General features: G+C 64.3%; 11 protein-coding genes. 5 read left to right on the top strand and 6 right to left on the bottom strand.

What is annotated here, in order from left to right; translation table 11 throughout:
* Window positions 1–7: 7 nt before the first annotated feature.
* Window positions 8–667: a Fic family protein gene (locus ACMGDH_RS15470; protein WP_436828866.1), complete on the top strand. Its 660-nt coding sequence runs from the start codon at window positions 8–10 to the stop codon at window positions 665–667.
* 98 nt (window positions 668–765) lie between these two features.
* On the opposite strand, the gene ACMGDH_RS15465 is transcribed toward ACMGDH_RS15470, so the two are convergent.
* A complete protein-coding gene (locus ACMGDH_RS15465; protein WP_436828865.1) occupies window positions 766–1278 on the bottom strand; it encodes a DUF6932 family protein in 513 nt (170 codons plus the stop codon).
* Between the two features lie 485 nt (window positions 1279–1763).
* On the opposite strand from ACMGDH_RS15465, the gene ACMGDH_RS15460 reads away from it, so the two are divergent.
* Window positions 1764–2186, top strand: coding sequence for a VOC family protein (locus ACMGDH_RS15460; protein WP_436828864.1), 423 nt, complete (start codon window positions 1764–1766; stop codon window positions 2184–2186).
* A gap of 137 nt (window positions 2187–2323) precedes the next feature.
* Here ACMGDH_RS15460 and ACMGDH_RS15455 read toward each other — a convergent pair whose 3' ends face one another.
* From ACMGDH_RS15455 to ACMGDH_RS15440, 4 genes are all read right to left on the bottom strand, one after another.
* Window positions 2324–2725, bottom strand: a complete 402-nt coding sequence (locus ACMGDH_RS15455) for a response regulator (protein ID WP_436828863.1) — start codon at window positions 2723–2725, stop codon at window positions 2324–2326.
* The gene (locus tag ACMGDH_RS15450) at window positions 2722–3753 is read right to left on the bottom strand and encodes a sensor histidine kinase (RefSeq protein WP_436828862.1); all 1032 of its coding nucleotides are present in this window, start codon (window positions 3751–3753) and stop codon (window positions 2722–2724) included. Before ACMGDH_RS15450 ends, ACMGDH_RS15455 begins: the two co-directional genes overlap by 4 nt.
* A 6-nt stretch (window positions 3754–3759) precedes the next feature.
* Window positions 3760–5175: a DUF7125 family protein gene (locus tag ACMGDH_RS15445; protein WP_436828861.1), complete on the bottom strand. Its 1416-nt coding sequence runs from the start codon at window positions 5173–5175 to the stop codon at window positions 3760–3762.
* A gap of 774 nt (window positions 5176–5949) precedes the next feature.
* Window positions 5950–6102, bottom strand: coding sequence for a hypothetical protein (locus ACMGDH_RS15440; RefSeq protein WP_436828860.1), 153 nt, complete (start codon window positions 6100–6102; stop codon window positions 5950–5952).
* Between the two features lie 337 nt (window positions 6103–6439).
* On the opposite strand from ACMGDH_RS15440, the gene ACMGDH_RS15435 reads away from it, so the two are divergent.
* On the top strand, window positions 6440–9454 hold the full coding sequence (locus ACMGDH_RS15435) for a TonB-dependent receptor (RefSeq protein WP_436828859.1): 3015 nt from the start codon (window positions 6440–6442) through the stop codon (window positions 9452–9454).
* Window positions 9455–9485: 31 nt separating this feature from the next.
* Here ACMGDH_RS15435 and ACMGDH_RS15430 read toward each other — a convergent pair whose 3' ends face one another.
* Window positions 9486–9653, bottom strand: a complete 168-nt coding sequence (locus ACMGDH_RS15430; RefSeq protein ID WP_436828858.1) for a hypothetical protein — start codon at window positions 9651–9653, stop codon at window positions 9486–9488.
* On the opposite strand from ACMGDH_RS15430, the gene ACMGDH_RS15425 reads away from it, so the two are divergent.
* Window positions 9646–10170 carry a DUF6250 domain-containing protein gene (locus ACMGDH_RS15425; protein ID WP_436828905.1) on the top strand — a complete coding sequence of 175 codons (525 nt, stop codon included), beginning with the start codon at window positions 9646–9648 and terminating at the stop codon, window positions 10168–10170. The genes ACMGDH_RS15430 and ACMGDH_RS15425 overlap by 8 nt on opposite strands.
* A gap of 14 nt (window positions 10171–10184) precedes the next feature.
* Entirely contained in the window at window positions 10185–12875 is a 2691-nt protein-coding gene (locus ACMGDH_RS15420; protein WP_436828857.1) for an exo-rhamnogalacturonan lyase family protein, read from the top strand.
* The last annotated feature ends 210 nt before the right edge of the window (window positions 12876–13085 follow it).

The following is a 13085-nucleotide window of genomic DNA, read 5'->3' as shown; positions in this document are numbered from 1 at the left end:
AGCGAGGTTGCAGCGTGCGGACGCGCAGCTTGATCAACTGCGGCCGCCTCCGGCCAAAACGATTCTGACAGCTCCTCAGGCGTATTTTGCCGCGCTCGAGCACGCACTTTCAGACAACTATCGAATGTTGAATCCGCGAAAGCGGACCCAACTGCGATCCCCTGTTGAACATATGGTGCTGGCCCGACATTTCGGTGCGCTGCGTGGGCAGGCACCGTTTGTGCCAACGCTGATAGGGATCGCCTCTGAAGCGACGTCGAGCGAAGCTACGGTTCGAACCGGGCCACAATGGCTTGGCGGCGACTGCCTCGGTAACCGTATTCAGCTCCCGGATAGCGACATGATCGCCCAGCAGCTCGACAAATGCGACAAGCTCGTACGTGAGACGGCTTCGGTCAGCCCGCTCTTTGCAGCAATAGTGACGCTTGCCTTGCTGGTCAATTGTCACCCTTTCATCGACGGCAACGGGCGTGTCGGACGCATCTTGTTCAATGCGTGTCTGCGCATAGGCGGCCTTGGCGTCGACGAATATATCCCCTTCTACGAGGCGGCGGAGCGGTCGCGGGGAGGATATGAGATTTCGCTGCGCACTGCCGAGATTAGAGGGGAGTGGGAGCCACTTTTCGATTGGGGCGCATCTCTGATCGAATTGTGCGCCGGATGGTAGCTCTGCCGCTACGCGTCTGCGGTAGGTTCACGCTCATATCGAGTGAGCTGAGATATTCTGTCGCGGTTGTTCGGCAGCCTCGCGTTCCGACGGTCTCCTTACTCGTCCCGACAATCTAGAAGAACCAATCCACGCACGATGCGGTCGTCGCCCGCGTTCTTGGCATACAGTGCTGAAAAGAAGGATACAGCCTTGATGAACAGCACAGGGTCCCCGTCTGCCGGGATGAGCCGCAGATCCAGACCATGGCTCTTGAAATGGCGTTGAAAGGCGCCAAAACCGCGCGCTTGGTCCTTCTGCTCGGGCAACTCGTAGAAGATCACGCAGTCAAGGTCCGACGGATCGGGCTTTGGCCCTATGGCGCTGCCGCCGAGAAGGGCGGCGATCGGCTGGACCGAGCTCGCCCGCAGATCATCCACCGCCGCAATCAATTGCCTCAAGAGCGCTGAGCGCTTCAACAGAATCGCCCCTTCGCGCACCTGTCGAATGTGAGCTACGTAAGGCGTGGCATTGAGAGGTGTACTTTCGCGTTCGGGACCGACGAACATAGGAAATTGCAGGTTCTCCGCCCGTAAATACCATTCTCGTAACTGGGCTTCGACTTCCAGCATTTGATCGCTCCTTCCCGTAATCGCCTACATTGATCGCGGCCGAAACAAGGCCGTTGCTAGCTGCTCCTTACAGGTAGTACAAAAAAGCATCGAAAACACGCCACTACGGTCGTAAAGTAAATGATTTTAAGTTCGTATGTCGCGGGGTGCCCCCTGTCGCGCCCGGGCCCTCGGCATGCCCTGCTGGGCTAGCGGCGCTGGGCGGGCTTTCGCTTTTCTCGCCGTGCACCTCTCCGGCGACGATAGCGTGGGCCGTCGCGAGGGCTGGGAGGGCATGCTCGGCGCGCTCCGCGGCTACCTTGCTGGCCCGCCAAGGGCCCCAGAGGATGAGAAGGTTGTCTCATAATTGGAGTGCCGCAGCGAGCCAGGTCGCGCCGGGCCCGCAAGCCTCGGTCCGTCTGCCTGCGTCTCATTACCAGCCAGGTAATTGCCTGGCCTTCACCGATTGTGATGTTCACCCAGCAGTCGATCCCAAGGAGAAAACGGTGAGAACGACAAGCTTCTATCCGGTCATCATGACGAAAGACGTGGCCGGGACGGCGGCCTTTTACGTCCACCACTTCGGTTTCCGCCCGCTGTTCGAGGTTGATTGGTATGTCCATCTCGAAGGCCCAGACGAGAGCGTGAATCTCGCCATCCTCGATGGCACTCATGAAACCATCCCGGAACAAGGGCGCGGCTGGGTCTCGGGACTGCTGCTCAACTTCGAAGTTGAAGACGTGGATGCCGAGTTTGCGCGCTTGTCGTCAGCCGGTCTGCCGATCCTGCTGGGGTTGCGCGACGAGGCGTTCGGCCAGCGACATTTCATAACCGCCGATCCCAACGGCGTTCTCATCGACATCATCAAGCCGATTCCTCCGTCGGACGACTTCGCCTCAAGCTATGACAAGTCCGCGCTCGCGGTCTGATGCTTGCAGTGGTCTTTGGGAGTCAACGGCCACTTCGGCCACCTGGTGCCAATATTCCAACTTTGGTTCGCACACAACGGGTTCAGTTCCTTGCGCGGTGTCCTGTGTCCGACGAGCAGCTGTGCCGCGATCTAGTTCTATGCTCCGCAGCTTCGGAACAGTTCCAGCTTCTCCGCGAGGTCCGGAATCATGACAGGCTTTTTGACGAGCGCCAGCGCGGTCGAGGGAAAATCGGCGGCGATCAGCTCCTGTCCCGTAACGAAGAGAGTAGGGATTCCCTGATCGCGGAGCCATGCCGCGGCGGCGGGGCCGGTACGCCCATCGGCCAGATCGATGTCCACAAGCACTCCATCGACTTGCAGCGCCCCTATCGTTTCGACCAGTTCGGAGAAACTGCTCGCGGAGCCCACGAAGATGTGCCCCAGGTCTGCGATCATGGTCTCGACGTGGAAGACAATGAGCGGATTGTCCTCGAGATAGAAGACCCGCAGGGGTGCCGGATTCAAAACCATGCCTCTTGAACGCCCCTGCCGCTTCACCGTTTCAGCGATACGCGGGAAAGCGGGCCCGAAATCGCGAAGCGCAGCCCTTCCGGATGATAGAGGATTGTCGGCGGAGAGCCGAACACGGTCCGCAGCGCAGAACGAAGATAACTAGTCCCGTACCCGCTTCTCGACGGCTCCTTCACCGGCGGGCCTCCGCGTTCGATCCACTGGATGGTGAGGACCATATCCTTCGACACGGCCCACTCCAGCCGCACGCGGCCGCCCGGATGGGCCAGAGCACCATATTTGAGCGCGTTGGTGGCGAGTTCGTGGAAACAGAGCGCGAGCGTGGTCGCCGCTTCCCTCCGCAAGGTGACCGGCGGCCCCTCGACGATGACGCGATCCTCATCTTCCGCCCTGTAAGGCTTCAAGGTGAGATCAGCGACCTGCGCGAGTTCCACGACTTCCCCGTCGGCCTGAAACGCGACGGAGTGGATGTTGGCCAGCGCCATCAGACGGCCGGCAAAATCCTCCGAGAAGCGCTCGAGCGAATCGGCGCCCCGGCGCGTCATCGAAAATATCGAGGAGACGCTCGCGAGGATGTTCTTCACGCGATGGTTGAGCTCGTGCCGAAGCTCGATCTCGCGCTCGATATGGTCCCGTACATCACGCTGGCGCAGGCGTGCCAGCAGCGCCGATTGGACACCGCTAACGAGCTCCAGCGTTGTCACCGGCCGCTGGTAGTATAGCTGGCGCGAGCCCGGCCAGGCCGCGCTCAGCTCAGCGCGGATGCGCGCATGTGGCGCCGCCCTGTCCAGCAGAATGACGATTGGCATCTCGGACCAGTCCGGCTGATCGAGGAGATGCGAGCGGACGAGCTCCAATACCTCCGGGTTGAGCGCCTCGTGAGTCGCCACCAAAACGCCGGGCGATTGCGCCAGCCATGCGGCGAGCTCTTCCAGCCCCGTCGCACGCTCGATCGGCAGCCCGTGCTGGGCCAGCAGCGTTTCGAGATAATCGGCGTCTCGACGATAGGGCGCGAGCGCCAATACCCAGTCGAGAGGGCCGTCGTTCCCGGACACGTATGATCACGCTTCGGGAAGTGGGTTGTAAGCGACGACGCTGACGCCCGAACTCTGGATGAAGAGTTCGCGTACGTCCAGGTCGTGCGGGCCATGGCGCTTCTTCACGACCGTAATGCTGCGCCGCAACCGCCCCTCATGCTCGGTGATCCGCAGCAGCAGCACGGTGTCGCCGAGGAAGCTGACGTCCACGTCGGTGCCCAGGTCCTGCCCGAGCAGACCGTGCTGCGCGACGATCAGGATCGTGAGCACGCCCGCGCGGGCGAGATATTTGAGGAGCGACTGAATGTCCCGAACGGCCTTGTCGCGATGCGGCAGCGAATTGACGTATCCGGTGAAGCTGTCGATCACCACGACGCGCACCTTCTCGCTGCTCACCGCCTCCTGCACGATCTGACCGAACTCGCCAGGCGAAATTTCGTTCGGGTTGAAGTCGCGGATGATCAATTGCCCGTCCTCATGGAACTGGCGCAGATCCATGCCGAGCCCTTCCGAGCGCCGGAAAAAAGTCTCGAGCCGCTCTTCGAACAGGAAGAGGGCCACGCTTTCGCCGCGCTTGAGCGCAGCGGTCGCGTAGAGCGACGCCATGGTGGATTTACCGGTGCCGGCCTGACCGATCACGAGCGTCGTGGTTCCCGCTTCCTGACCTCCGCCGAACATCTCGTCGAGCGTGTCGACGCCGGACTTTATCAGATGCGGCTTGTCGCTTCCGATGGCGGAGCCCGGAATGATACGGGGAAAGACGACTACGCCTTCGCCCTCGCGGATCGCCATGTCGTGATAGCCGTCGGCAACGGGGACGCCGCGCATCTTGCAGACTTCGATCCGGCGCCGGATCGAGCCATATTCCTCGAGCGACTTGTCTAGGCGGATCACGCCATGGGCGATGCCGTCCACTTCCTCGCCGGACCTGCCCGTCTCCTGCGTTTGCGTGTCAAGCAGCAACGCCACCACGTTGCGCCGGGCGAGGAACGCCTTGAACGCGATCAGTTCGCGGCGGAAGCGCGGCGAATCCCCGGTGATCAGCCGGATCTCGAGCAACGAATCGTAGACGAGGCGACTCGGTTGATGCTCGTCGATCGCGCTTTCGATCGCCTTCCTCGTCTCGTCCAGGCGCAACTCGGCGGTCTGGAAGATGGTCTGGTCGGCTGCGCCGTTGACCGAGTCCGACGCAGACAGCTCCTCGACCCGGATTCCGTCGAGCGTCCACCCATGCGATTGTGCAATTGCTTCCAGCTCGACCCTGGTCTGCGACAGGCTCACATAGATACAGCGCTCACCCAGTGCGACGCCGGCGCGAAGAAACTGCAGGGCTGCAGTCGTCTTGCCCGATCCTGGGGCACCTTGGAGAATGTAGAGGTTGGATGCGGGCAATCCGCCGCGGAGGACTTCATCGAGCCCGTCAATTCCAGAGCTCGCCACTGGTTGCGTCCTGTATTCAGCCACACTCACCTCAGCAATTGTTTCGTTTCAGCTTCGGAACGCATGGTGTCGACGATTGTGCCTTCTTCGTTGAAGAAGCGACCAATGGCGCAGACTTCTTGGCGAGTGCCCGGGAGAAAGCTTCGATTGCGGAGCTTGCAGAAGCGGAGCGGGTCTGCTTTGCGCTGAATTCCCTCGTTTGGGCAAATGGGTTGCTCCCGAAAACCGTCGTTCAATTGCGCAAAGTTCGTCCGGCACATGGGCCAGAGAGGTAGCGGATGGCGGAGCAGCCCTAAGGGCCGGCGTGGGCGGTGCAAGACATCGCTACCAAAACCATTCCGGGCACGTAGCTGAACTTGCCTCGGCTTTGGCCCTTATCTCTCAATTGTGCCTGCCGAGGAGCCCAACAACGCGGATCTGCCGTGGGGTGAAAGTCGGACTATGCGATGACGAAGGTTGGCGCATCTGCGAAGCTCGCGCGAGGAGATGTTATCAGAAGGTGAGCTTCAACCTTAAACCATGCATGTACACTCCTGGCGCAATCTCACATCCAAGGTTTGATCAAGGAAATTCATGCCTCTTATATCTCGGGCGACGGCATTAGTTGGTAAGCATCGCCGCGGATCCTCGGCAAACGACCATTCCGTCGATAGTCCTCGGGCATGGTCTAGAGCGGCCAACCGCCCATCCCCGGCTCCCAGATGCCGGCGAGGTAGAAGAAATTGCTAGCTCGCCATCGCTTGAGACGCGCAGTGCCTCGCCCGGCGGTCAACCTCAAGTCGTCAGCAGATCCTCGGCGATCGATGCGTGATGTGCCAGTTGTGCGGCGGACCAGCACTCGAACTCCGCGACGAAGGCGGGGTCCATCTCGAGAGCGCGGCCACGGCCATCGGTCGTGAACCAGCGCTCACCTCTGGCGACCGCCAACAGGTTCCCTACGTGCGAGCGCGACACCCGCAAGTTTGCGGCGAGCGCACGGCAGGACAGCGGCGGAGCCGGACGATCCTCCAGTGCGGCATAAATCGCCGACATTATCGCGGTCAGAATGAGATAGGCACGCGGGCCCGACCGCGTGCGCGCTCGCGAGCACCCGTACTTCGCAACCCGGCCTCGTGCCTTACCAATAATCTCAACATATGGCACGATAACTCATATTGTGCAGTTTATGCTTTGAATCCTACTTCGACCTGTTATTCGTCGGCCGGTTTCAGGGTCGAATGCCACCCAGCTTAGGGTCGGGCATCGGAAGGGTCAGGAGAGGTTCGTGAGGTTTCGTAAGGGTAGCGTAGAGCGTCGTGGCGTCTCGGTGATCGCCATGGCGGCAGCGGCCGCATTGCATGTTCCTGCAGTCGCGCAGGAGGCCCCACAGGAGCCCGCCGCGCAGGAAGTCGAACAGGCGGCACCGGCAGACCAGGTCGCCGAGGACGTTCCGCAGGCGGACGAAGTCGTCGTCACCGGCATCCGCGCCAGCCTCCAGTCCGCGATCTCGCGCAAGAAGAACGCCGGCACCACGGTCGATTCGATCGTCGCCGAGGACGTGGGCCGCTTCCCCGACCGCAACGTGGGCGAGGCGCTGTCGCGCATCACCGGCGTGCAGATGACGCGCGAGATGGGCGAGGGCGTCCAGGTCTCGATCCGCGGCGCCGAGCCGGATCTCAACCGCGTTGAAATCAACGGCGCGTCGCTGCTCTCGTCGGGCGGCGGCCGCTCGGGCGACTTCCGCGAGCTCGCGGCCGAGCTGATCAAGTCGGTCGACGTCTACAAGGGCTATCAGGTCGATCTCACCGAAGGCGGCGTCGGGGGCACGGTGAGCATCCAGACGCGCCGCCCGCTCGAGCTGACCAAGCCGCTGCTCTCGGTCAACGGTGCGCTTCAGAACGTCGATACCTTCGGCAAGAAGTGGCAGCCGCGCGGCTCGATCGCTGCGGGCACCAAGTTCCTCGACAATCGTGTCGGCGTGATCTTCAACGGTACCTACGACCGCAACGACACGCGTGGCGACTTCATCCGCAACACCGAATGGGTCCGCCTTGCCGACCTCAACGGCGATGGGCGCAAGAACACCGAGAACCCGAATTTCGGCGACATCACGACGATAGCGGGCTGCGACGCGGTGCCCACCACCGCCGACGATGCGCAGGCGACGCGCGCGGCGTGCCAGACCCAGTTCTATGATTTCAACCCGCGTACCCCGCGCTTCGGCCTGTGGACGCGCGAGGACGAGCGCCTCTCGCTCGACGCCCAGATCCAGGCTGAGGTCACCGACAACCTCCGCGTCTTCGCCGGTTATCAGTATAACCGGATGGATCGCCACATGTCCGACTATAACCTCGGGTTCGATCTGAGCTCTGTGGGGCGGATGGTCACGGGATCGTCGGTCACGGTGGACGACAACGGCAACGTCATCGGCGTCACCACCGCGCCCCCGGCGGCGACCGGCGGCTCGGTGGTCGGCCCGTCGAAGCGCGACTTCCAGTTCCAGCAGCACACCGAATACCTCACGGCGGGCTTCACCTGGGACAAGGGCCCGCTCAAGGTCGACGGCCTGATGGTGCTCTCCTCGGGTGGCAACGAGAACCAGACCAACAATATCAGCCTCGGCGCCAATCCCAACGGCGTGCGCATCGAGCTCGATCCGGAAACCGGCACGCCGCGCTTCCTCTTCCCGTCGGACTTCGATCCGGCCGATCCGAACAGCTACCTCTATCAGGGCGCGGGCCGCGTCACCGCGGGCGTCCAGTGGCGCCCGGCCATCGCCGAGCAGAGCGAGGACCAGTATCGGCTGGACTTCGACCTCGAGACCAACGCTCCGTTCCTGAGCAGCATCGAGTTCGGCGGCCAGTATCGCCGCCTGACTTCGGTCCGCTATGCGGGCGGCGGCTACACGCTGCTCAACGCCGACGGATCGACCGTGGTGGTGCCGAGCGCCAACATCACGATCGACCGCGTGGTCAACGGCCAGGCGGCGAACGAAGCGGCGGGCATCTGGTCGCCGGACACGCTGGCAGGCTTCCTGCAAGGCTCGACCGAAGTCACGCCGGGCACCTTCTTCAATCGGCCGGGCTATAGCCGCGACAACATCATCGACGGCTGGATCTCGCCGAACTTCGCGGCGGCGGGCGACTATTTCGACCTGTCTGGCTTCAACATGGACTGCGTCCGCGAGTGCAACGGCTATGCGCAGCTGCCTTCGTTCGACATCGACGAGAAGATCGCCGCCGGCTATTTCAAGGTCAACATCGACACGACGGTCTTCGGCATGGAGCTGCGCGGCAACGCGGGCCTTCGCGTGGTGCAGACTCGGGACTCGGCGACCGGTAGCAACATCATCCGCGAGCGGCGCCCCGCCAACAACGCAGTGGGCTATGAGGATGTCGAGGTCGGCCGGCAGCTCATCTCGCTCGACAACGAGTATACCGATTGGCTGCCCGGCATTAACCTGGCGCTGTTCGTCTCGCCGAACCTGATCGTGCGTGCCGACTGGTCGCGCGTGCTCGCGCGGCCGAAGTTCGAAGACATGGCGCCGAGCGCGAACTGCCTGTTCGACCTCACGCCGGGCGGCATCGTCGACCCGACGCTCGACGGCTGCACAGCGGGCAATCCGTACCTCGATCCGTACCGCGCCAGCCAGTTCAATATCGGCGCCGAATGGTATCCGACGCGCGACACGCTGCTCTCGGTCACCTATTACCAGAAGAACATCGACAGCTTCGTCGTGGGACGCACGCTGGTCCGCGACTTCGATTTCTTCGGCGACGGCCGCCGCTTCGACGTGACGATGCCGGTCAACGGCCAGGGCGCGACCCAGCGGGGCGTAGAGGTCACGGCGCAGACGGCGTTCACCTTCCTGCCTTCGCCGTTCGATGGTCTCGGCATCAGCGCCAATTACACCTATGCCACCGCGCAGAACGTCGATCTCTACAACCAGCTGACCGGCGAGCAGCTGCCCTATCCGTCGCTCTCCGAGCACACCGCCAACATCAAGCCCTATTACGAGAAGTATGGCTTCAGCCTCGCGGTGCCGATCCAGTACCGCAGCAACTATCTTTGGCAGGCGGCGGACCGTACCGGCAACCCGGTGTTCCGCGACGGTACCTTCTACGTCGACGCCCGCATCGGCTATGAGTTCAAGCTGGGCCCGGTGGACCGGTTCGAGATCTTCGCCGAGGCGAAGAACCTGACCGGCGAAGTCGAGCGGATGACCGCGGGAGACATTCGCGAAACCGAAATCTCCTACTCCGGCCGCCGCTATTTCGTGGGCTTCCGGGCCAACTTCTGACGGAGACCGAGATTCACATTTCTCTCCTACCTCACGCCCAGCCTTCGCTTCGACGGCTGGGCTTTTCTTTTCTGGCGCTCGCTCTGGCCGGCGCCTGCGCCGCGACGCCGGAGCGCATCGAAACCTCCGCCGCCGAATGGAAGGTCGAGGCCGAGGATCCGTCGGCGACTGTCGCCTTCACAGGCGGCACGATCGACATCGATACGTCCAAGGGCCTGTCGCTCTGGTATCGCACGCCGCTTTCCGGTCCGGTCGCGATCGAGTTCGAAGCGATGGCCGTCGCCGCCGGCGGGCCCAACGACCATGTCAGCGATCTCAACGCCTTCTGGATGGCGACCGACCCTATCGCGGCGGACGGCTCGGTGTTCGAGCGTGGCCGCACCGGTGCCTTCGCCGAATATGACGGGCTCACCACCTACTATGTCGGCATCGGCGGCAACCGGAACACGACGACGCGCTTCCGCCGCTACATCGGCCGCGCGGGCGATCGGCCGATCCTGCCCGAGCACGATCTTCAGACGCTCGAGCACATGCTCGTCCCCAATCGCTGGACGCGCATCCGCCTGATAGCCGACGGCCGCACGGTCGCGGTCGAACGTGACGGTCGCCGCATCTTCACGCTCGACGATCCACAACCATACGCGCGCGGCTGGTTCGCGCTCAGGACGACCAAAAGCCACCTGCGGGTGCGCGGCGTGCGCATCGGTAGGCCATAAGGGGGAGGAAAGACATGCGCCTAACGCGACGGACGCTGATGCGGGGAAGCCTGCTCACCGCTTCGGCCATGCCGATGCTGCGAACAGCCGAAGCAAAGCCGCGGCTGCAGGACGCGCCGATCCGCTGGATCGACGGCGCCCCGCCCGCCACGCACGGCGGCCAGACCTTCGGCGTCGCCTGGCCCCAGGGCGCGCTTTCGAAGCGCCAGCGGCTCGCGGTGCACGCGGGCGATGCGGCGGTGCCGTCGCAGAGCTGGCCCACTGCCTATTGGCCCGACGGATCGGTCAAATGGACCGCGCATGCCATTCCCGCCGAGGCGGGTCGGGCGGAGCGGCTCACCGTGGCGCCGGGGCGTGAAACGGCGCCACCCGCTGCGGTTTCGGTCGAGGAGCGCCCAGACGCGATCGTGATCCGCTCGGGCACGCGCAGCTGGGAGATCGGCCGCAGCGGCGCCGCGCTCGTCCGCAGCGCGCGCAACGGCGATCGGGTGCTGGTCGAGAATGCGACGCTCGTCGGCGAAGTGCGCGCAGGCGCCGCGGACGGCGAGCGCCAGCCGCTCGGCTGCCGCATCGATCGCGCCGTGGTCGAGCAACGGGGCCCGGTCCGCGCGGTGGTCCGCGTCGAGGGTACGCATGTTGCCGGTGGGCGCGCGATCCTCCCCTTCACCATCCGCCTCTACGCCTATGCAGGATCGGAGGGGCTGCGCCTCGTCCACAGCTTCGTCTACGATATCGATCCCGCCGCATTCTTCCTCTCCGGCCTCGGCATCGCGGTCGGCGTACCGATGCGCGGGCCGCTTCACGACCGCCACATCCGCCTCGCCACCGGCGCGGACCGGATGTTCGTCGAGGCCGTCCGCCCGCTCACCGGCCTCAGGCGCGATCCCGGCCAGGCGATCCGCGACGCCCAGATCGCCGGCCGCGCGGTCGGCCCGGTGGCGGATATGCGCGCGCCGGTCGGCCAGTTGCTCGAACGCATCCCGAGCTGGTCGGACTTCAGCCTCGCGCAGCTCTCGGCCAATGGCTTCACCCTCACCAAGCGCACCAGGGACGGGCAGGGCTGGATCGATGCCGACGAGGGCCGCCGCGCCCCCGGCCTCGGCTATGTCGGCTCGCCCGAGGGCGGCGCGGCGATCGCGATGCGCTATTTCTGGGAGCGCCACCCGACCCAGCTCGACATCCGTGGCGCCGCTGCCGACAAGGCCACGCTCACGGCCTGGCTCTGGTCGCCGGAGGCGCGGCCGATGGACCTGCGGCCCTATCACGATGCGATGGGGATGGAGGGCTATGACGCGCAGAACCAGGGCCTCGACATCACCTATGAGGATTACGAGCCGGGCTGGGACACACCGACGGGCATCGCGCGCACCAGCGAGCTGACGCTCTGGGCGTTCGACGCCACGCCCGCGACCACGCGGCTCCAGGCGCTGGCGCAGGCGACCGCGACGCCGCCGCAGCTGATGGTCTATCCCGCGCACGCGCACGCTGCGGGGGTGTTCGGGGACTGGGGGCTCCCCGATCGCTCGACGCCGAAGCGCGCCGCGATCGAGGACCAGCTCGCCAATCTGATCGATTTCTATGCCGACGAAGTCGACCAGCGCAGCTGGTACGGCTTCTGGGATCATGGAGACGTTATGCACACCTATGATGCCGATCGGCATCAGTGGCGCTACGACATCGGGGGCTTCGCCTGGGCGAACAGCGAACTCTCGCCCGATCTGTGGCTCTGGTATGCGGCGCTCCGCTCGGGCGATGCCCGGACTTTCCGCCTCGCTGAGGCGATGACGCGTCACACCGGTGAAGTCGACGTCTACCACCTCGGCAGGTTCAAGGGGCTCGGCACGCGCCACGGCGTGCAGCATTTCAGCGACAGCTCGAAGCAGCCGCGTGTCAGCAACGCCGCGTACCGGCGCATCTTCTACTATCTCACCGCCGACGAGCGCGTGGGCGATCTGCTGCGCGATCTGGCTACTTCCGAAGAAGCGCTGCGCACGGTGGAAATCGGCCGCAAGGTGCCGGGCGCCGAGCGCAAGCCGCTTCCTCCCGGCGTCATCGAGATGAGCTTCGGCACCGTCTGGTGCTCGGTCGCCGCTGCCTGGCTCACCGAATGGGAACGCACCGGTTCCGCCAAGTGGCGCGACCGGATCGTCGCCGGAATGGACAGCATCGGGCGGCTGCCGCTGGGCTGGTTCCACGGCGGCGCGCCCTATGATCTCGCGAGCGGCCGCTTCATCGACGATGGCGGGAAGCGCAGCTTCTCGCACCTCAACGCGGTGTTCGGCGCGGCCGAGGTCAATTCGGAGCTGCTGAGCCTGTTCGACGTGCCGCGCTACCGCGCCACCTGGCTCGAATATTGCCGCTGGTACAATGCGCCGCGCGAGGAGTTTCTGGCAAAGTTCGGCGAGCCCTTTGGTCCGCGCAACCTAGCCGAGGGGCATTCGCGGCTCACTGCCTATGCCGCGCGTGCCGGGAAGGACGAATCGCTCGCGCGGCGCGCGGCCGCTGAATTCTACGCGGGTACGGCAGGGCTCGGCATGGCCGATGGCGATCCGCGCATCACCCTGCCCAACGGGCTGGTCGAATGGCCGGGCGTCTCGACCAACGCCGCATCGCAATGGGGCCTGGCCGCGATCCAGAACCTTGCAATGATCCCCGAAGCGCTCGACGCGGTCGACCGTCCGCCCCCGCGGCGGCGGAGAGGCTGAGGCGGCTGCTGGCCTGCCAGCGGGCCTTGCACGGCAAGCGGGCGCCCAGCGGCCTCAGGCGGCCAGCGGCAATTCGACGGGAGCGTGAACCGGCTCGCTGGCGACCGGCGCCACGGCGGGGGCCGCTTCCTGCTTGCGGGCGGCGAGAATGAGCGAAATCAGAGAAAACATCGAAACCTCACATGCATATTGCTGCACTGCAACATCATA

This window comes from Sphingomonas radicis, assembly GCF_051400635.1.
Taxonomy (GTDB): domain Bacteria; phylum Pseudomonadota; class Alphaproteobacteria; order Sphingomonadales; family Sphingomonadaceae; genus Sphingomonas.
Note: the sequence above shows the minus strand (reverse complement) of the source record. Positions and strands in the feature narration are given on the sequence as shown.